This is a genomic window from Cellulomonas sp. APG4, from assembly GCF_009996735.1.
Taxonomy (GTDB): Bacteria; Actinomycetota; Actinomycetes; order Actinomycetales; family Cellulomonadaceae; genus Actinotalea.
On record NZ_JAACYI010000013.1, the window covers coordinates 84,620 to 103,421 of the forward strand.

Below are 18,802 nucleotides of genomic sequence, written 5' to 3' on the forward strand. Positions count from 1 at the left end.
CGACCATGAGCTTCCTGCTGCGCGTGATCATCAATGCCGCCGCGATCTGGCTCGCCACGGTCATGCTGTCCGGCCTCGAGGTGATCGGCGGCGACGACACCGCGACCACGGTGATCGTGTTCCTGGTGCTCGCGCTCGTGTTCGGGCTGGTCAACGCGATCGTGAAGCCCGTCGTCAAGCTGCTCTCGCTGCCGCTGTACATCCTGACCCTGGGCCTGTTCACGCTCGTGGTCAACGCGCTCATGCTCATGCTCACGGCCTGGCTCTCGGAGCAGACCGACTACGGCCTGCGGATCGACAACTTCGGCACCGCGGTGCTGGGTGCCCTGATCATCTCGATCGCGAGCTTCCTGCTGAGCGTCGTGATCCCCGGGGCGCGCGACAAGCGCTGACGGGTCGCCCGGCTACCGGCCCACGGGGAGCGGCGTCTCGACGCCAGGGGCGTCCCACCGGAAAGCCGTGACCGCCACCCGGCCCCATGACGTGCGCGCGGCCCCGGCGAGCAGAGCGACGCCCACGGCGCCACCGGCGACGTTCGAGAGCAGGTCGCTCACGTCGGCGACGTGACCGCTGCCCAGGAAGTGGTTCGTGAGCAGCTGGAGAACCTCGATCGCCAGGCTGACGGCCGCGGATGCGGCGACCGGCCGCCACCACGGCGACCACCCGAGGATCAGCGCGAGCAGCACGCCGAGCGGCACGAAGACAGCCACGTTCATCACGGCGTCGGCGACCTCGTAGTCGGCGAACGGGACCAGGACGAGCTGGCTGCTCCACGGCGCGTCACCGACCGGCTTGTCGAGGAAGATCGGGAAGACGGTGTTCGCCACGATCCCGGCGAGGTACACGCACAGCGCCAGCGCGACGGCCCCCCGCTGCACGGTGAGCCGACCGCGTCGGTGCAGCGACCACAGGAGCGCGGCAAGCGCGACGGCCGCGAGCGGGAGGACGACGGGGAGGACGGGGACCTGCCGGAACACGGGCGTTGCTCTTCCTGCTCGGGGACGGGCGGGTCGAGGGACCGGCCCCGGGCACCGTCGCACGACCGGCACACCAGCGGCATCCACCCGGGGTCGGATCGGGAGGTGACCAGCGCCGTCGCGGGTCGCATGCGCGTGAGCCAGATCGCTCCCGGCCGCTCCGGGCTCAGAACCCACCGCCGCCGCCCCTGTCCCCACGCACGCCGTCGGGCACGCGCGTGCCCGACCACAGCTGCGTGGTGCCGGTCGCCGACCCGTCGCCCAGCACACGGGCGACCGCCTCCTCGTGCCGGGCGAGCGAGACGTCGTCGAGCGCGCCGATCCGTTCCACGGTCCGCGCGTACAGGTCGGCCTCATGCGCCGCGACCGGGCTCAGAGCGGCCGCGCGCTGCTCGGCCGACGGAGCCTCGGTGAGGTCCACGTGCACCGTGGTGCGGTGCGGGTCCGCCGGGTTGGGGGCGCCGTCGGTCGCGGGCACGTAGTCCTGCACGTGCTCGACGTGCAGTGCCTCGACGTCGGCGGGCAGCGGCTGGTGCGCCACGGGCGAACCGACAGTGAGCACGGCGGCGACGTCGAACCGGTCGCGCAGCGCCGGGTCACCCGCGACGTCCATCACGGCCATGCCGCCCTGGCTGTGGCCGACCATCAGCACGGGCTCGTCGGGCTCGACCCCGGCGCGCTCCATCGCCTGCCGCACCACGTGCGAGGAGTCGCTCGCCCGGCCACCGACCAGGCGCAGGTTCGAGCCCATGTCGAGCGGGTTGCGCCCACCGCCGAGGCTCGTGCTCTGGGTGCCCGGCACGGCGACCACCCACGTGCGACGCCCGTCCGCGTGGTCGAGCCGTTGCACCGCGACCGTGCCGGGAGGCCCGCCGCGGCTCGGGCTGAGCTCGGCGGTCCGGCGCACCACCGTGCCGAGGTCACGCGGCGCCGTCGTCGGCCGCAGGGCCGGTGCACCGAGCACCGGAGCGACCACGAGCGTCGAGGGTCGCCCCGTGGCGTTGCCGTAGGCCGTGAGCCCGCCGCCGACGGCGCCCGCGAGCCGGCCCACCGGTGCCTGGCCGGGCGGGACACATCCCGGCACCGCCCCGAGCCCGAACGCCGCGGCCCCGGCCGTCACCACCTCGAGCTGAGCCCCCGTCGGCCGGCGCCCGCTCAGCAGCACCGCCCCGGTCGCGAGCAGCACCGACGGCAGCACGAGACGCAGACCGGCGCCCGCGAGCAGCCACGCCCCCGGCCCCGCCTCGCCGAGCGCCCACCCGCCGGCCACCACCACGCGCCGCATCCGGGCCAGCGCGTCGTCCTCGGCGCGCCGGTACGCCTCGGCGGCCCGCGCCACGGCGTCGGCGAGCGCATGTACCGCCGTCGCCGCCGTGGTGAGTCCGCTGCGTCCGACGTCGAGGGACTGCGCAGCACCGTGCGCGGCAGCCGCCGTGCCCGGTGACTCGTCCCACGTGGCCTCGACCATGCGGGACACCCGACGCACGTGGACGTGCGCGCCGTCGAGGAGCGTCGCCACACCACCCAGCCGGCGCGCGAGCGCCGTGAGCTCCTCGAGCTGCGCCGCCGTGCCGCCCGCTCCGCCGACCACGGTCATCCCGCCGGTGTCGCTCACGCTCCCGTCCCCACCAGGCGGGCTGCGCGTGCCTCGTCCACGGCGCGGCCGTGCCGCAGCACGAGCGCACCGGCCGCAGGGACGTGCCTCGCGACCCGGGCGAGCCCCGCCAGGTCCTCCTCGACACGCGCGGCGAACCCGCGCGCGGCCGGCCCCGTCCAGTCGACCCCGGCGCACGCCCGCAGCGCCGCGACCGCCTCGCCCACCTGCTCGTCGAGCTGCCGCAACGCGGCCTGCGCCTCGCTCGTCGCACCCACGCGCGCCCCCTCCCTCTCGGCTGACCGGTCGGGACGCTAGGTGGGGCTCAGGACCCCGCCGGGCACGAGCCCGTCCCACCTGGGGAGAAGGCCGGCGAGACCGGCCTGGGGACGGTCCTATGCTCGCGCTCGTGAGCGCGCCCTCCGTGAGCCCGGGCACCGCGTCGCCGTCGGGTGGGTCCGCGTCGTCGGGGACCGCAGGCACCGCCGTCGGCGTCGGCGCCGTGCTCGTGAGCACCCTGCTCTTCGCCGTCAACGGGACGGTGTCGAAGCTCGCGATGCAGTCGGGACTGAGCCCCGAGCGGTTGGTCGAGCTGCGCTCGGTGGGCTCTGCCGTGGTGCTCGTCGTCGTCGTGCTGGTGGTGACCCCGCGTGCCCGGCTGCCGCGCGGGCGCGAGCTCGCGGGCCTCGCGCTGCTGGGCGTGGTCGGCATGGCGATGGTGCAGTGGCTGTACTTCGTCGCGATCTCACGCCTGCCCGTGGGGCTCGCGCTGCTGATCGAGTTCACGGCGCCGGTGCTGGTCGCCCTGTGGGCGCGGTTCGTGCTGCGTGAGGACGTGCGCGCACGTGTGTGGTGGGCGCTCGCGGCGTGCGTCGCGGGGCTGGGTCTCGTGGCCCAGGTGGGGCCGGACGTGCGGCTCGACCTGCTGGGCCTCGTCGCCGCCGGTGGCGCGGCGGTGTCGCTCGCGGCCTACTACGTGCTGGGTGACCGGCTCGTGCGCCGCCGCGACCCGCTCTCGACCCAGACCTGGTCGCTGGTCTTCGCCGCGCTGTTCTGGATGGTCGCGCAGCCGCTGTGGACCTTCGACTCGGGAGTGCTCGCCGACGACGTCGCCCTGCCCGCCGGCCTGGACGTGGCGGTCCCGCTGTGGTTGCTGGTCGCGTGGGTCGTGGTGCTCGGCACCGTCATCCCGTACGTGCTGGTGCTCGTGGGCGTGCGACGCCTGGGCCCGGGCCGGTCCGCGGTGATCGGCATGCTCGAGCCGGTGGGCGCAGCGGCCACGGCCTGGGTGGTGCTGGGCGAGTCGATGACGCCGGTGCAGCTGGTGGGCGGTGTCGTGGTGCTCGTGGGCGTCGCGCTGGCCGAGACGGCGCGCCGACGCCCGACCGTCCCGCCGGTGCCCGACGCCGTCCTCGGCTGAGCCAGGCCGCACCGCGCCGCGCCGGGTCAGTCGTAGCGAGCGGACTCCTCGATGCGGGGCGGGCGGCGCACGAGCCAGGGGCGCGGCAGCACCACGAGCACCACCGCAACGACGGCCACGGCCGCGACCAGTCGCACCCAGCCCTGCCCGAGGGTCGACAGGCCGAGGTTGCCGCGCAGCCACACGGTCGCGAGCACGAGCGCCTGGACCACCACCTGCATGCCCGCCACCGAGCGCAGCAGCCGCAGGAGCACCGGCACCTCGACCAGGCCGTCCCAGGTCACGTGCGTGCTGAGGGCCGCCATCCGCACCAGCAGGTGCACCACCGCGACGAGCGCCGCGACCGCCAGCAGCCCCCCGCCGGCCACCCGCGCGGGCGTGAGCCTGTCCTCCCCGCCGAGCAGCCAGACGCCCAGCACGAGCAGCAGCACCGGCACCGTGGGCCACGCCGGCCGCCACGCGACCAGCACCGCAGCCGCCAGCCCCCCGAGCCACAGCACCGGGTGCGGCGCCGCGAGCGCGACCGCGAGCAGCACGAGCGCCGAGGGCAGCAGCCGCACCACGGCGCCCGGCACGGCCCCCGCGAGCACGAGGCGCACCGCGGGCGGGGGCGGCACGGCCTCAGGGTCGCGCACGCGCATGCCGAGCCTGCGCCGCACGCGGTCGACCAGGCGCGTCATGCCGAGCCCCGCGCGTGCGAGCGGCGCGAGAGCACCTGGAGGCGAGCGGTCGCGCGGCCTGGGTCGGCCCACTCGACCACCTCGACGCCCGCGCCCACCAGGTCGGCCAGCCTGTCCTGCCGCTCGACCCGCACGATCCGCAGCGCGAGCCTCTCGCGCCTGTCCATGCCCTGCTCGCGCAGCCGCGGGAGCACGTCGACGGCCACGACGCGGTGCCCGGCGCGCCGCCACACCACGGCGAGCTCGGCGGGCTCGGGGTCGAGGAACGTCGAGAACAGGTAGACGAGCGAGCCGGCGGGCACGTGCGGCGGGCGCAGGCGGCGCCGCGGCTCGCCCTCGGGACGCAGGACGGCGAGCTGGTGCACCACGCGGTCCAGGTGCCGTCTCCCCGCTCCGGCCCGCAGGGCCCGACGACGTACCCCGAGGTCCTCGACGCCCACGCGGTCCCCGGCCGCGAGGTAGCCCTCGGCGACGGTCACCGCGGCCTGGCGCGCGAGGTCGAGGCTCGTGGCGTCGTCGGGCCGGATGAGGCGCGTGCCGCTCCACGTCGCGGGATCGGGCCCGACGTCGTCCCGCGAGTCCACCACGAGGGTCACGAGCGCCTCGGACAACGTGAGGGTGCGTCGCACGTAGAGCTGCTCGAGCCCCGGCGACCGACGGGCCGTGACGCGCCAGTCGACGCGGCGCATCGACTCTCCGGGCATGAGCGGGTGGATGTCGCGCAGCCCGCCGCCGTCGCCCGGACGCCGGGCCTCGTGCTGACCCGTGAGGCCGCGCAGCCGCGACGGCAGCGGCAGGGCCGGCATGGTGCGACCGCGCGGAAGCACGAGCACCGAGTCGGCCGGCGCCTCGCCCACGGGCCCGGTGAGCGCCGCTCCCCCGCCGACGCCCTGGTGCTCGACCCGGAAGAGCGGCTGCGCGCCCGTCCGCACCGACGCCGCGGTCACGTCGAGCTCGCGCCGCAGCGGCACGTCGACGAGCGCCTCGACCGCGCCGTGGCCCGGGCGGCTCACGCGCACACGCGCCGCGTCCGTGCCGGGCGGTGCCGCGAGGTGCAGCCGCGCCGCGAGAACGGCACGGGGTCGCCCCCCTGGGGCGCCGGCGGCCTCCGTCCCGGGCACGTCGTCGGCGTCGATGCGCTCGACGTCCGCCCAGAGCATCCCGCGCGGCCGTGCACCGAGCGCCACGAGCCCGCCCACCACCGGCCCGGCGACCAGCAGCATCACGTCGGGCCGCCCGCTCACCGCACCGAGCACCAGCAGCACGAGCCCCACGCCCAGCACGTGCACGAGCCGCGGCGAGGCCGGCCACCTGTCGTCCGGCGGCACGTCACCCGCGCGGGGCCCGGTGGGTTCGCGCGGGGCGTCGGGGTCGACGGGCTCGTAGGTCACGTGCTCAGCGACCGTCCGTCGGGACCGTCGCGGGGCCGGCCGTGCGCGCCAGCACGTCCCGCACCACGTCCTCGGGCGCGACACCGGCCGCCCAGGCCGCGGGCGTGAGGGTGAGCCGGTGGGCGAGCGCGGGGACGGCGACGGCCTTGATGTCCTCGGGCGTCACGAACCGCCGCCCCTCGGCCACGGCGAGCGCGCGCGAGACCAGCAGCAGCGCCTGCGACCCGCGCGGCGACGCGCCCACCTCGACGGCCTCGTGCCCGCGGGTCGCGGCCGCGAGGTCCACGCAGTAGCCCACCAGGTCCGGGTCTACGTGCACGGCCTCGACCCCGGCCTGCATCTCGAGCAGCGTCGCGGCGTCGACCACCTGCCGCACGGGTGCGGCCTCCTGCCGGCGGTCGAGGCGGCGCAGCAGCACGTCGGCCTCGGCCTCGCGCTCGGGGTAGCCCACCGCGAGCCGCACCATGAACCGGTCGAGCTGCGCCTCGGGCAGCGGGTAGGTGCCCTCGTACTCGACGGGGTTCGACGTCGCCATCACGTGGAAGGGCCGCGCCATCGGGTAGGTGCGCCCGTCGACGGTCACCTGCCGCTCGGCCATGGCCTCGAGCAGTGCCGACTGCGTCTTGGGGGCCGTGCGGTTGATCTCGTCGGCGAGCAGCAGGCCGGCGAACACGGGGCCCGGGCGGAACCGGAACCCCTGCTGCTCAGGGTCGTACACCGAGCTGCCCGTGATGTCGGCGGGCAGCAGGTCCGGTGTGCACTGGATCCGGCTGAACTGCAGGCCGAGCGTGGTCGCGAGGCTGCGCGCCGCGAGGGTCTTGCCGAGCCCCGGGACGTCCTCGAACAGCACGTGCCCGCCCGCGAGCACCGCGGCGAGCGCGATGCGCAGCGGCTCGCGCATGCCGACCACGGCGCTGCCCACCTCGGCCAGCACCGCCTGGCAGCGCCGCGCGACCTCGACGGGCGGGAGCACCTGGGCAGGTGCGGCGGGGTTCTCGGGGCTGGGGACGCTCACGTGGCGGACCTTCCGTCGGGGGTGCGGGCCGGCGCGGCCGGGCCGGGTTCGGGGGTGCGAGGGCTCCGGCCGCCGACGGCGGCTCGGGGCAGGCGGGGGTCGCGCGGGTCACGCACGCCGCGCCCCTCGACCGCACCCAGCTGCTCGACCACGTCGAGGCAGTGCGCGACGTCGGCGACGGTCGGCATCATCCCGCCGGGGGCGGTGAGGCTGCGCCACGCGCGCTCGCCGAGCAGCTCGCGCGCTCGCAGCACGTCGTCGCCGTGGCTCTGCCAGGCGGAGCCGGTGCGGCCCAGCGCGCCGGTCACGTGCACGCCGTGGTCGAGCAGACGGCGCGCGGCGACCTCACGCAGGCGCCGGACGGCGGCCTCGGACACGCGTCCGTCGCGCCCCAGGAAGGCCCACGTGAGCGACGCGACATCGAGCCGGGTGCCGTCCTTCTCCTCGAGCCGCGCCTCGGGCCAGGGGTGCGCGTCGCCGTGCGCGAACGTGACCCACACCAGGCCGAGCACGAGGCACACGAGCCCCACGAGCACGGCGTCCCCGGCCCCCAGACCGAGCACGCCGGACGCCACGCCCAGGCCCGCGGCCACCGCGAACGGCCGCCAGTCGAGCCTCATGAGCCGGCTCCCGGCGCATCCGACGACGGCGTCCCGGGCCCCTCGCGCCCCGGCCCGCCCGGCCCTGTCGCCTCCCCCGCCGGTGGCGGGTCGAGCGAGTCGGCGAGCCGCCGCACGGCGTCGGCCGCCAGGTCCACGTCACGCGGCCCCACGGGTTCGTCGCCGAACCGCGCGCGCAGGTAGAGGTCGAGCAGCTCACGCGCGGCGGCAGGGTCCGCGGGTGTGCGGTCCAGCACAGCGAGCGTGAACTCGGTGGGGGTCTGCGACGCGCGACGCACCACGCCCGAGCCTGCGGCCGCGTTCTCGAGCGCCACCCAGGCGGCGATCACGGCATCACCCGGCAGGGGCACCCGCCGCAGCCGGTCCCCCGCGTCCTCGACGCCGTCGCGCAGCGCGGGCAGGTGCGGGGCCACGTCACCCCCGGCGACGAGCGCGCCCTGCTCCAGCCCGGCGTCGTCGGGCGCGCCCTCGCCGCGCCGCCGCTCGGCGAGCTGCCGCAGCACGCGCAGCACCCCGAACAGCACGAGGCCGAGGACGAGCGCGAGCAGCCCGATGCCGACGTAGGTGAGGTCCCACGGCTGCTGCTGCCCCTGGCGGTCGAGCATCTGCCACAGCTGTTCCTCGTCGGGGGACAGCGTCTGCGGGGCGAACGACGGCGGCGGGACCTCGGGCGGCTCGGCACCGGGGCCCGTGCGCGGCTGCCACGGCCCGGCGAGCGCCGCCGCGGCCACCCCGAGCGCCAGCAGCACCCCGGCCCCCAGCACGCGTCCAGCGGCGCCGGGCCCGGGCTCGTCGGGAGCGGGCGCGTGCGGGTGCGGACCGCGCGGTGGCGCGGCCCCCGACTCCGTCGCCCGGTCCACTCCCCCATCATGGCCGAGCCCTCCGTCACGGCCGAGGAGGCGCCGTCGTACCCGGGGCCGTCCGGGTGATCATCGTCGCGTGTCCGTGCCCGGAACGTACCTTTTCCGGGGTGCCCGGGAGTACGGTGCGGCGCGGGGGCAGGAGCGGGCGCGAGGGCGCGACCGCCGGGTTCCCCGTGCACCGTCCGTCCGGTCGTCAGGAGCCTGCCCGTGGTCCGCCGCTACGTCTTCCCGGCCCTGCGCCTCGTCGTGTGGGCGGTCATCGCCGTCGCCCTGGTCAAGATCGCGTTCACGGGTGCGGACGTGTCCGTCGAGGCGAGTGGCGAGCAGCCCACCGGGCAGGTGGTCGAGCCGGTGATCGAGGCCACCACGGCCACCGTCACCAACAGCGTGACCGTGCGCGGCTCGGTGGTGGCTGACCCGCCGGTGCCGGTGCGCGCGACCCTCGCGGGCACGGTGTCCAAGGTGCTCGTGGCCGACGGCGAGCGCGTCGACGCGGGCACGGCCGTGCTCCAGCTGCGCCAGGAGACGCCGCGGGACCCGATCACCAAGACGGACCCGGAGACGGGCGAGACCACGATGATCGAGCGCAAGCCGATCGTGGTGCTCGAGGAGGTCAAGGCCCCCGTCGCGGGCGTGCTGAGCATGCCGACCCTCAAGGACCAGGTGGTCTCGGTGGGCGACACCGTGGGCCAGGTGACCCCGGGCACGCTCTCGGTCAGCGGCACCCTCACCCCCGACCAGCAGTACCGCCTGGTCGGCGCGCCTACCGAGGCCCAGGTGACGCTCAAGGGCGGGCCGGCGCCCTTCACGTGCACGGGCCTGCGCATCGGCGCGGCGGCCGCGGACCCGACGGCGGACCCGCTCGCGCCCACGGACCCGGGTGGCGGATCGCCGTCGGGCACGGTCACGTGCGCCCTGCCCGCGGAGGTCACGGCCTTCCCGGGCCTGGGCGCGGACCTGGAGATCGTCAACGGGAGCGCGGAGGACGCCGTCGTCGTGCCCGTGACGGCCGTGCAGGGCACGGTCCAGACCGGCAACGTGTGGGTGGTCGCGGAGGAGGGTGCCGAGCCCGAGGAGCGCGCGGTCACCCTGGGCCTGACCGACGGCGAGAACGTGCAGGTCACCGAGGGCCTCGCGCTGGGCGACCTGGTGCTCCAGTTCATCCCGGTGCCCGGCGGCTCGGGCGAGGTGGACTGCGCCGACCCGATGCAGTGGGACCCCATGGTGTGCGGCGGATGAGCCTGCTCGAGCTGACCGAGGTGACGCGCTCGGTGCGCCTGCCGGACGACAGGCTGCTGGAGATCCTGCGCGGGGTGACGCTGAGCGTCGACACGGGTGAGCACGTGGCCGTGGTGGGGCGCTCGGGCACGGGCAAGTCGACGCTGCTCAACATCCTCGGCCTGCTCGACGCGCCCACCACGGGCCAGTACCTGCTCGAGGGCGTACCGATCGGCAAGCTCTCGAACCGGGCCCGCACGCGGCGGCGCGGGCGCGACTTCGGCTTCGTGTTCCAGCAGTTCAACCTGCTGCCCGGGCGCACGGCCCTCGAGAACGTCGCGGCCCCGCTGATGTACGCGAGCGGCCGGCAGTTCTGGGCCCGACGGCGGCTCGCGGCCGAGATGCTCGAGCGCGTGGGCCTGGGTGACCGCGTGGACACGATGCCCGAGAAGCTCTCGGGCGGGGAGCAGCAGCGCGTGGCGATCGCGCGGGCGCTGGTGCGCGGGCCGCGCGTGATCCTCGCGGACGAGCCCACGGGTGCCCTGGACGTCGAGACCGGCCAGGAGGTGATGGCCCTGCTCGACGACATCGCCTCGGGCACCGGTGCCGCGCTCGTCACCATCACGCACGACCTCGCGGTCGCGGCCCGCGCGCAGCGGCACTACCGCCTGGCCGACGGCGTGCTGGTGCCGGTGGACCTGGGCGGTGCGGTGGGGCGCACGGACTGGGTGGGTGACGTGCCGACGGCGCTCCCCGCGATCCCCGAGCTGGGGCCGTCCGTGCCGACGGCCTCGAACGGGGTTCCCGCCACCGAGGTGCGACCGTGACCGGGTTCGTGGGGGCCGTCGTCGAGGCCTGGGACGAGCTGCGCATCCACCGGCTGCGCGTGCTGCTCGCGCTGATCGGCGTGGCGGTGGCGGTCATGGCGATCACCGGGGTCACCGCGGCCGTCGCGATGCTCACGCAGGGCTTCACCGAGCAGATGGAACGCGACATGGGGCGGCAGGTGACCCTGTCGCTCGACGCCTACCCGATGAGCGACCAGGCGCCGCCGGCCACCGAGCTCGACGCGGTCTACACGACGGCCCTCGAGCGCTACGACATCACGTGGGCCACGCGCGACTGGTACACGAACGCCCCCATGCGCTTCCCCGAGGGCACCGCGCAGGTGGAGCTGCGCGCGGTGGACCCGGACTTCGGCACCATGCAGCGCGTACGGGTCCAGGACGGCCGCTGGTTCACGGACGCCGATACGGAGTCGTTCGCACCCCAGCTCGTGGTGAACCAGGCGTTCCTCACGCGGCTGGGTGTCGGTGGGCTCGACGCGCGTCCCACGGTGCTGCTGGGTGACGAGATGCCCGTGCGCAGCGCGGTGGTGGGCGTGGTGCCGGACACGTGGCCGGGCGCCGAGCCCATGGCCTACGTGCTCTACGACCAGCTCACCCGCTGGTACACGGTGGACGCGAGCAGCGGCTGGGGTGCGCCCGCGCCGTCGCTCAAGGTGTGGGTGCCGCCCGAGGTGGTCGACGAGCTCTCGCCCATGCTGCGGCGCGACGTCATGGCGGTGCTGCCGGGCTGGGACGTGCAGGTGTGGGACAACCGCGACACGGGCATGCAGGCCCTGGACGACGGCGCGCGCTGGGTGGGCCTGGGCGTAGGTGCGTTCGCGCTGCTGCTGGGCGGGCTGGGACTGGTGAACATCGCGCTGGTGACGGTGCGGCACCGCATCCGGGAGATCGGCATCCGGCGCAGCTTCGGCGCGACGTCGGGCCGGATCTTCTTCGGGGTGCTCATGGAGTCCGTGGTCGCGACCTTCGTCGCCGGGCTGGTGGGCGTGGGCCTGGCCGTGGTGGTGATCAGGAACGTGCCGGTCGAGGCCGTGTTCGGCGGCGGGATCCAGGACATGCCGCCCTTCCCCGTCTCCGCCGCGCTGGTGGGCATGGCCTGCGCCACCGGGGTCGGTGCGCTCGCCGGGCTGATCCCCGCGACCGTCGCCGTGCGCGTCAAGGTCATCGACGCGATCCGATACTGAGCGATGTTCGCGCAATGAACCTGCCGCCCGCCGCTCGAAGTCCGGTGCTTGCACTCTAAGTTGCCGCACACCCCACCGCGCGTGAGCAAGGATGCACTGCGCTCGCTGTTATCCATCTTTAGCGTCGTAGCGAGTGATAGCGTCGAAGCGTGGCCACGGTTGACGAGGAGTCCCGCACCCCGGCCGGCTCCGCCGCTGGCGGCGCGCGGGCAACCCGTGCCCGCTCCGAGACCGGGCCCGCCGTGGTCGCGGCGCCCGAGGCCACGTGGCCTGCGGTCGACTGGGAGGAGCTGCCGTGGCGGTCCTCCTTCCCGCCGGAGCTGTTCTCCCGTTCCCAGCGCGAGCTGCTCGGCCAGCCGTACTGGGCGGCCATCACACCAGAGATCGCTGACCTTGAGGTGCGCCTCCCGCGCGCGACGGCTGCGGCTGCGGAGGAGGCGTCCGTCGTGGTCCGCGACTTCGACGCCGAGCTCGGCCGTGACGTCGCCCCGTTCGCTGCGATCCTGTTGCGGTCGGAGTCCGCGTCGTCCTCCCAGATCGAGAACCTCACCTCCGGCGCCAAGCAGATCGCTTTGGCAGCACTCGGGGAGGACGCCAAGCGCAACGCCACCCAGATCGTCGGCAACGTCCACGCCATGCAGGCCGCCATCGAGCTGTCCGAACGCCTCGACGCAGCCTCCATCCTCGAGATGCACCGCTCGCTGATGGAGACCGCCGAGCCGGACATCGCCGGCCGGTGGCGCGCCCAGCAGGTGTGGATCGGCGGCGGTGGGTACTCGCCCCACAGGGCCGCATTCGTCCCACCGCACGCCGACCGGGTCGCGGCCGCGATCGACGACCTCGTCGCGTTCACCGCTCGGGAAGACATCCCCGCGCTGCAGCACGCCGCGATCGCCCACGCCCAGTTCGAGACCATCCACCCCTTCCCCGACGGCAACGGCCGCACCGGACGCGCACTGATCCACGCCCTGCTGCGCAAGCGGGCACTCACGCGCTCGGTGACCGTCCCGGTCTCCGCCGGGCTGCTGGTCGACACCCGCGGCTACTTCGACGCCCTCACCGCCTACCGGCGCGGTGACGCCGCCCCGATCGTCGACGCCATGGCGCAGGCCTCCTTCGACGCCGTCGCCAACGGCCGGCGCCTGGTCGATGACCTGCGCGCGGTCCGCGAAGAGTGGGCGAGCAAGATCAAGGCACGCTCGGACTCGACGGTCTGGCCCCTGATGGACCTGGTGCTGCGCCAACCGGTGATCAACACCGCGGTTGTGCAGCACGAGGTCGGCGTCTCCCACACCAATGCGATGAAGGCTGTCCGACGCCTGGTCGAGGCCGGGGTGCTGGCCCCGGTGGGAGGTCGCCGGCGCTCGATCCTGTGGCAGTCCAGTGAGGTCCTCAGCGCGCTGGACGCATTCGCGGCCCGCGCCGGACGTCGCCAGCTCAGCGAACCCTGACCGGCCAGCCGCTCAGCGCACGTTCCACGCCGGCTCGACCGCGGGCGAGTCACCCGCCACGGAAATGGACGTGCATGTGGTCCACGACGCTGTCGCCGCGGGTGAAGCCCTCCCGGGTCACCGCCACGCGCCACTCAGGACCGCTGCGCTAGTCCGGATGTCCGCCAGCACCGCAGCACTAGGCGGGTCCGAGACGGCAAGCTCCGCTACAGCCCACCGGAAGAACGCGATAGCGCCCACGACGTCGGGGTGAGGAATGATCTCGGCCACTTGTTCGTCCTCAGGCTCGCTACTGCCGACCTGCCAGAACCCGAAGAGTTCGGGACTGCTGCCGCACTGGCGGGCATGGCGTGCACCACCGGGGTCGGCGCACTGGCCGGCCTGATCCCCGCGACCGTCGCCGTGCGCGTCAAGGTCATCGACGCGACCCGCTACTGAGAGACCCGTCGAGCCCGACGGTGTCAAGGCCGGCGACTCACGGCACCTCAGCCTGCGCGAGGTTCGCGGCTGGCGCGTCCCCTGGTACGCCTGAACCAACGACGACTCGGCCTGGGCCACTCCGTCGTCCGAACCACGTCAACCGTCGTGCCCCACCCATCCTCCGCAAACGGGATCACTCGTGCGCGAAAGGGAGCATCCGGCAGCTGCTCACGTAATGCGCGCTCCCAGCTCGCGGCCATGGCCGTCCCCAACGCGTCGAGGACGGCGTCAGGGACGTGTCGTCCGCTCTCCTCTTCGCCGAAGACCTCGAGGAGCGAGCGAGAACTGACCTGTGCCTGTGCGATCTGCGGCTGAGAGCGCCATGACGCAATAATGGAGCCGATCTTGCGCTCGTCGAAAATGTCATGCACGGGGACGACGAAACCTTCGTGCTCGATGAAGTCGGGCGAGAAGAGAGCTAGGCATGCCGCCGCGCTGGCCATTGACACGTGCGCTGTCGAGAAGACACTCGCTGCACCCGGCACACCAGAGAGCCACTCAGCCTCGGGCCACTCCTCCGGGCGGAATACCGTCACCTTGGACCTTTCCACTCGTAGGTAGCCGAGTCTCGATGCCGATCCGGACGTCACTGGCGACGCCAGCGGCCGTCAGCACGCGGGCACGATTATCCCCGGCCGGGACTCCATGAGTCGTCAGTCGCTCCCAGCGTGTGGCTCCAGGAAGGAGCGAGGGAGGCGGCGGCTCGCCGCGAGCACCTCGATCCCGACAAGGCGGTCTTCTCGGTCGAAGTCGAGGTTGATCATTCCTCGTGCGACGAGGGGGTCGACAGGCACTGTGTCAGCGACGCCGCCCGACCACGTCTCGCCATCGAGGTAGATGTATGCAGCGTCCGTCGCCGCGTCGTAGGTGACGCGCACTGACAAGTTGTGATCGTTCATGGTCTACCGCCGCGAGGTTGGTGGTTGCTTCGGACCGTCCGGAAACGGCGGTCGAGGGCTGTCCCAGCTAGGCGCCCGAGCCCGAGCCGCGGCGGCGCGCAGGCCTCTCATCGACCGCCGCCCATGATCGTTCAGCGAGTGAAGGCCCCAGCCGCCTTCATGGCCCACGCCGGCTCAGCGCCTCCTGTCGGACAGCAAGTCGTCCCCCTGTTCGCCTCCACCTGACAGCCACTCTTCGAAATCCTCGGCCAGCCCTCGCAGTACGGGTTCTTCGGCGGCACTACTGATGTCCCGAAGCGCAAGTGCCACAGTGCGCCGGAGAGCCGCGACCGTCGCCCTGTCCATGCGCAACGTAAGCGCAAGGGACGGATCGCTGACGATGACGTGCTGATCGGGCAACGTGTCGCGAATGACGGCAGCGATTCGGTGAGCCCCGTCGGCGTCGAGGCCAGGCAGATCGAGACCCCAGGAGGTCAGCGCGTCGTCGGTCAAGGAGCCATCCAGTTCAACTCGTCGTCGCAAGTGCAGTCGTGCCATTCGCAGGTGACGTGGTGGGCGCGTTCAGACAGCCCGCGACGCTCTCGGCCGACGAGGTCACTCCGAGAGCATGCGGTACTCAGGGACCTGCGCATCTTCCCACGGGACTGCTCGCGCCCACGGAGCAACGCGCGCGCAGCGGCGGCAGCCCGCGCATGCACTCCGGGCACCAGAAGGCCGGCATGACCGACGCACCACTAGAGCCGAAGGACACGGAGACGAGGCACAACCCTTGCCGGCCGCAGGGGGACACACGAGCCCGTCGGCTCCATCCGCGAAGGAGTAGGCAATCTCGTAGGCATCGAGCCAGCGCTCGCGTTCGCTAGCCGACGATCGCGACCCGGTCGTCATCGTGAGCCCCACCGCGCTTCCTCGGCGGCGTGCGCCGCCGATTCCCAAGGACCGGCCGCGGCAGGCGACGCCGGGTACCCCATTCCGGAACGGATCTGGTCGACGTGGAAGCGCTCATGCAAGAGGGTTCGGGCCAGCTGCTCTTCGTTAGCGAACGCCGACCTCGTCGTCGCTCCATCGCTCCATCGCTTCCAGTCGACCCGCATAGCCATCGCGCGACTTGTCGATTCAGGTCACTCGGGCGCGATCTTGACGAGGAGATCGCCGAAGTCGGGCTCGCCGCGGCCATCACTGCAGTTGAGGACGATGACGCCCTCGGGCGTCCGCTCGACTCGCATGCCGGCGTTGCCGAGCCATGCATGCATGACGCCGTTGACCTCCCAGCAGTTCCATACGCGTAGGGAGCGAGAGCCTTGCTTCCCCCACCGCACCAGCACATCAACACACGTGGGGCTCGAGTCTTGCCATAAGACGAGGTCCGAGGTCGCGACGCCGTTGGCTTCAAGCTTGCCACCACGGATCTTCAGACGGACGCCCTGACGCAGTTCTGATCCCGCCCGCATGAACTCCACGCCCAGCCGGGTCGTGTGTGTCGGCAGCTCATAGAGGCTGAAGACAGGCCCGTCCCAGTCAATTCTGCTGGCTTGTTGTTGCGCAAAGAGAATCGAGAGATCAACCACATCAGTATCCCGGGTGTCGGAACGGGTCCACGGCTGCATGGTCCTGCGGCCACCGTGGCACGACGGTCGTGCCGCCGTTTCTGAACGGTACGGGCTCGTGGCTCAGATCCATGGACTCGATGCCGCCCTTGTCGGGATTGTAGCGCTGCGGCGCTCTGCCGGTGCCCATTCGGTCGAGTTGCCCCGCTGTCCACGTGCCGTACTGCGGGTTCGCAGCCTCACTTTTCCATAACCGCGCGCGGACCGTCGACCAGGACGGCGAGTTTCCCGCCTTCGTCAGGGTCTAGATGTCGTCGCCGACTCGCCACCCTGCGCTTGCTGAGGTGGTTGCGGCGGGTTTGGCCAACAGATTCGGGGCGAGGACGAACTGTGCGCCTCCGGTTCCATTTCCTGGGAGGGCACGTGGGCCGCCCGTGCGGGGACCCACGGGACGCTTGAGCCCACCAATCATGAAGAGCGGGAGCAGAATGGCGTCGAGACCTTGAGTGAAGCCGTAGAGGTCCTGCTGCCAGGGCTCCTGGTTCCTTATCGCCTCGTCGGCGAAGATCTTGGCGCAGGGCGCGTTGATCGCCAGGTGTTCGGCACTGGAGCCCTGCTGCACGACGTAGACCGGAGCGAGGTCGTTGGCACGCGATGGGCCAGCGACGGCCTTTCCCGGCCTTCCGGAGCCGCCGTTGAGGCAGCCGTACGACGCGCGTACGCACGGGGCCTGACCTATGTGCCGACCTGGGCGGGAGTGGCCTACGTCTGCATCATCACCGACGTTTTCTCCCGGATGATCGTGGGCTGGCGGGTCGCACTGCACATGCGCACCGAGATCGTGCTCGACGCGATCGAGATGGCCTGCTGGTCCCGCGGGACGACGATCACCGGGCTGCGGTGTCACAGCGACGCCGGCAGTCAATTCACCTCGCTGCGCTACGGCGAACGACTCGCCGACATCGGCGCGACGCCCTCGATCGGGACGGTGGCTGATTCGTATGACAACGCCCTGGCCGAAACCGTCAACGGCTACGACAAGGCCGAGCTGATCCGCGGCCCGGCCCGCACCGGCCCCTGGAGAAACGTCGAGGACGTCGAACTCGCCACCCTCGGCTGGGTCCACTGGCACAACACCCAGCGGCTACACGGCTACCTCGGCGATGTCCCGCCCACCGAGTTCGAGACGACCTTCTACGCTGCCCAGGGGATCGACCAGCACCTGGTCGAAATCCCATAGCCGAGCCTCCATCAGACCCAGGGCGACTCAAGAAGCTGAGGCGAGGTTGCCCAGTTCCCGTCAGCTCGCGACCCACGCGTCACTGTGCAGCGAGCTGCGCAACAACGTGAGCCAAGACGTCACCCACCTCATTTGGATCGGCGAGTTCGAGGACGCTGACCGCAGGATCGCCCTCCGGATCGTCCATCTCTGATGCAATCACCTCACACTCGCCTGAGTCCCAGACCTCCACAGTTGCAGCTAGGGATGGCGCCGTGAACTCCAAGCCGACCGAGTTCTTGTTGTCCCCCGCGGTGGGCCCGACGAGCTGCACGAGCACCTGAGGCGGGAGAGCATTGGCATTGCGCCCGTGCCACGAGACTACGGCGTCAAGAAACTTGACATTTGACTCAGGCATACCTACCTCGACTCGACCAGGTTCTGGAAGGGCACCTGCCCAGTTTGCGCCCTACCGGGCAACCTCGCCTGCAGGGATTGCGGTCCGTAGATGATCGAAGTTCCCTCACTGTGCGGCTTCAGAACTCCACTTGGAACATCGCACTCGACATAAATGTCCCCCTTTGGTGCATTTCGATAGGTCGAAGGCGATGCAGGGGTAGCGACGCGGTGAACACCGCGTGCGTTCCACTGGATGCTGCCGGTCTCCTTCATGGCCGCGTGCTCGGCGGGACTCGTCCACCGTCCCACGCGCGTCCATCCGCTTCCAGTGGTGCTAGCGGTTGGCTTGCCTACCAGGGTGGGGGAGAGCACGAACTGTGCCTTGGCACTTCCCGCGGCAGCCCGGGGGGCTGTGCGCGGAGCCGCGCGCATCGAACCGGCCCCGGCCATCAGCAGCGGGATCATCGGCCCGAGAACGGCATCGAGACCTTGAGTGAACTCGTAGAGGTCCTGCTGCCAGGGCTCCTGGTTCTTCATCGCCTCGTCGGCGAAGAGCTTGGCGTAGGCGGCGTTGATCGCCACCTGTTCTGGGCTGGTGCCTTGCTGCACGACGTAGACCGGAGGGAGGTTGTTGGCACGCGATGGCCCAGCGACGGCCCTTCCCGGCCTTCCAGAGCTGCCGTTCAGACAGCCGTAGGACATGCGTACGCACGGCGTGCTCACGGGAGCCCTGAAGGTGTCGCCCCGGCTGGTGCTTGAGCTCGCCGGGGCGCTCTTGGCGGCTGCCTCGGAGTTGGAAGGCGTGGTGCGCTTGCCCACGCCGTGTCCGCCGTCGATGGCCATGGGCTTGAGGCCGGTGGGGTCGGTGTAGGTGATGGGGTTGTTGTTGGCGTAGGAGTACCCGTGCCATTGGGCGGGGTCGGTCAGGTCCATCACGGGGTCCACGGAGATGAACCGGCCCAGGGTGGGGTCGTAGTAGCGGGCCCCGACCGCGCTG

Annotated in this window: 20 protein-coding genes and 1 pseudogene; 7 read left to right on the forward strand and 14 right to left on the reverse strand. The window is 72.6% G+C overall.

Annotated features, from left to right (window positions below):
* Positions 1-5: 5 nt before the first annotated feature.
* A complete protein-coding gene (locus tag GXB85_RS11070) occupies positions 6-392 on the forward strand; it encodes a phage holin family protein (RefSeq protein ID WP_161917737.1) in 387 nt (128 codons plus the stop codon).
* A gap of 12 nt (positions 393-404) precedes the next feature.
* On the opposite strand, the gene GXB85_RS18260 is transcribed toward GXB85_RS11070, so the two are convergent.
* From GXB85_RS18260 to GXB85_RS11085, 3 genes are all read right to left on the reverse strand, one after another.
* Positions 405-977 (reverse strand): VanZ family protein, encoded by a 573-nt coding sequence (locus GXB85_RS18260; RefSeq protein ID WP_161917709.1) that lies wholly within the window; start codon positions 975-977, stop codon positions 405-407.
* A 166-nt stretch (positions 978-1,143) separates the two neighbouring features.
* Positions 1,144-2,592, reverse strand: a complete 1,449-nt coding sequence (locus GXB85_RS18265; RefSeq protein WP_161917710.1) for a hypothetical protein — start codon at positions 2,590-2,592, stop codon at positions 1,144-1,146.
* Positions 2,589-2,849, reverse strand: a complete 261-nt coding sequence (locus tag GXB85_RS11085; RefSeq protein WP_161917711.1) for a hypothetical protein — start codon at positions 2,847-2,849, stop codon at positions 2,589-2,591. Before GXB85_RS11085 ends, GXB85_RS18265 begins: the two co-directional genes overlap by 4 nt.
* 131 nt (positions 2,850-2,980) lie before the next feature.
* Between GXB85_RS11085 and GXB85_RS11090 the strand changes: the two genes are divergently transcribed.
* Positions 2,981-3,991 carry an EamA family transporter gene (locus GXB85_RS11090; protein ID WP_161917712.1) on the forward strand — a complete coding sequence of 337 codons (1,011 nt, stop codon included), beginning with the start codon at positions 2,981-2,983 and terminating at the stop codon, positions 3,989-3,991.
* Positions 3,992-4,017: 26 nt separating this feature from the next.
* Here the strand turns inward: GXB85_RS11090 and GXB85_RS11095 are convergent, their stop codons facing one another.
* From GXB85_RS11095 to GXB85_RS11115, 5 genes are read right to left on the reverse strand one after another with little or no spacing between them, the layout of a single operon-like run.
* The gene (locus GXB85_RS11095; protein WP_161917713.1) at positions 4,018-4,671 is read right to left on the reverse strand and encodes a hypothetical protein; all 654 of its coding nucleotides are present in this window, start codon (positions 4,669-4,671) and stop codon (positions 4,018-4,020) included.
* Positions 4,668-6,062 carry a DUF58 domain-containing protein gene (locus GXB85_RS11100; protein ID WP_370524179.1) on the reverse strand — a complete coding sequence of 465 codons (1,395 nt, stop codon included), beginning with the start codon at positions 6,060-6,062 and terminating at the stop codon, positions 4,668-4,670. Before GXB85_RS11100 ends, GXB85_RS11095 begins: the two co-directional genes overlap by 4 nt.
* 4 nt (positions 6,063-6,066) lie before the next feature.
* Positions 6,067-7,077 carry an AAA family ATPase gene (locus GXB85_RS11105; RefSeq protein WP_370524180.1) on the reverse strand — a complete coding sequence of 337 codons (1,011 nt, stop codon included), beginning with the start codon at positions 7,075-7,077 and terminating at the stop codon, positions 6,067-6,069.
* Positions 7,074-7,697, reverse strand: coding sequence for a hypothetical protein (locus tag GXB85_RS11110; RefSeq protein ID WP_161917714.1), 624 nt, complete (start codon positions 7,695-7,697; stop codon positions 7,074-7,076). The genes GXB85_RS11105 and GXB85_RS11110 overlap by 4 nt, the downstream gene beginning before the upstream one ends.
* Complete coding sequence (locus tag GXB85_RS11115) at positions 7,694-8,557, reverse strand: DUF4129 domain-containing protein (RefSeq protein ID WP_161917715.1); 864 nt, start codon at positions 8,555-8,557, stop codon at positions 7,694-7,696. Before GXB85_RS11115 ends, GXB85_RS11110 begins: the two co-directional genes overlap by 4 nt.
* A 210-nt stretch (positions 8,558-8,767) precedes the next feature.
* On the opposite strand from GXB85_RS11115, the gene GXB85_RS11120 reads away from it, so the two are divergent.
* From GXB85_RS11120 to GXB85_RS11135, 4 genes are all read left to right on the forward strand, one after another.
* Complete coding sequence (locus GXB85_RS11120) at positions 8,768-9,799, forward strand: efflux RND transporter periplasmic adaptor subunit (RefSeq protein WP_161917716.1); 1,032 nt, start codon at positions 8,768-8,770, stop codon at positions 9,797-9,799.
* A complete protein-coding gene (locus tag GXB85_RS11125) occupies positions 9,796-10,605 on the forward strand; it encodes an ABC transporter ATP-binding protein (protein WP_161917717.1) in 810 nt (269 codons plus the stop codon). The genes GXB85_RS11120 and GXB85_RS11125 overlap by 4 nt, the downstream gene beginning before the upstream one ends.
* Entirely contained in the window at positions 10,602-11,810 is a 1,209-nt protein-coding gene (locus tag GXB85_RS11130) for an ABC transporter permease (protein WP_161917718.1), read from the forward strand. Before GXB85_RS11125 ends, GXB85_RS11130 begins: the two co-directional genes overlap by 4 nt.
* A gap of 149 nt (positions 11,811-11,959) precedes the next feature.
* A complete protein-coding gene (locus tag GXB85_RS11135) occupies positions 11,960-13,261 on the forward strand; it encodes a Fic family protein (protein WP_161917719.1) in 1,302 nt (433 codons plus the stop codon).
* A 485-nt stretch (positions 13,262-13,746) separates the two neighbouring features.
* Here the strand turns inward: GXB85_RS11135 and GXB85_RS11140 are convergent, their stop codons facing one another.
* From GXB85_RS11140 to GXB85_RS11155, 4 genes are all read right to left on the reverse strand, one after another.
* The gene (locus GXB85_RS11140) at positions 13,747-14,277 is read right to left on the reverse strand and encodes a hypothetical protein (protein WP_161917720.1); all 531 of its coding nucleotides are present in this window, start codon (positions 14,275-14,277) and stop codon (positions 13,747-13,749) included.
* Between the two features lie 117 nt (positions 14,278-14,394).
* Positions 14,395-14,619, reverse strand: coding sequence for a DUF2283 domain-containing protein (locus tag GXB85_RS11145; protein ID WP_370524181.1), 225 nt, complete (start codon positions 14,617-14,619; stop codon positions 14,395-14,397).
* Positions 14,620-14,814: 195 nt separating this feature from the next.
* Positions 14,815-15,132, reverse strand: coding sequence for a hypothetical protein (locus GXB85_RS11150; RefSeq protein WP_161917722.1), 318 nt, complete (start codon positions 15,130-15,132; stop codon positions 14,815-14,817).
* Between the two features lie 629 nt (positions 15,133-15,761).
* Entirely contained in the window at positions 15,762-16,247 is a 486-nt protein-coding gene (locus GXB85_RS11155; protein ID WP_161917723.1) for a hypothetical protein, read from the reverse strand.
* A gap of 670 nt (positions 16,248-16,917) precedes the next feature.
* On the opposite strand from GXB85_RS11155, the pseudogene GXB85_RS11160 reads away from it, so the two are divergent.
* Positions 16,918-17,427 (forward strand): annotated as a pseudogene (locus tag GXB85_RS11160) (transposase); the annotation flags it as partial.
* 79 nt (positions 17,428-17,506) lie between these two features.
* Here the strand turns inward: GXB85_RS11160 and GXB85_RS11165 are convergent.
* Positions 17,507-17,746 (reverse strand): hypothetical protein, encoded by a 240-nt coding sequence (locus GXB85_RS11165; RefSeq protein WP_161917724.1) that lies wholly within the window; start codon positions 17,744-17,746, stop codon positions 17,507-17,509.
* Between the two features lie 80 nt (positions 17,747-17,826).
* Positions 17,827-18,802, reverse strand: a 976-nt coding sequence (locus GXB85_RS11170) for an RHS repeat-associated core domain-containing protein (RefSeq protein WP_161917725.1), incomplete at its 5' end; no start/stop codon positions are given.

Coding starts and splice junctions, on each gene's coding strand:
- GXB85_RS11110 (WP_161917714.1), bottom strand. CDS start 7,697: ATGAGGCTCGACTGGCGGCCGTTCGCGGTGGCCGCGGGCCTGGGCGTG.
- GXB85_RS11070 (WP_161917737.1), top strand. CDS start 6: ATGAGCTTCCTGCTGCGCGTGATCATCAATGCCGCCGCGATCTGGCTC.
- GXB85_RS11095 (WP_161917713.1), bottom strand. CDS start 4,671: ATGACGCGCCTGGTCGACCGCGTGCGGCGCAGGCTCGGCATGCGCGTG.
- GXB85_RS11125 (WP_161917717.1), top strand. CDS start 9,796: ATGAGCCTGCTCGAGCTGACCGAGGTGACGCGCTCGGTGCGCCTGCCG.
- GXB85_RS11155 (WP_161917723.1), bottom strand. CDS start 16,247: ATGCAGCCGTGGACCCGTTCCGACACCCGGGATACTGATGTGGTTGAT.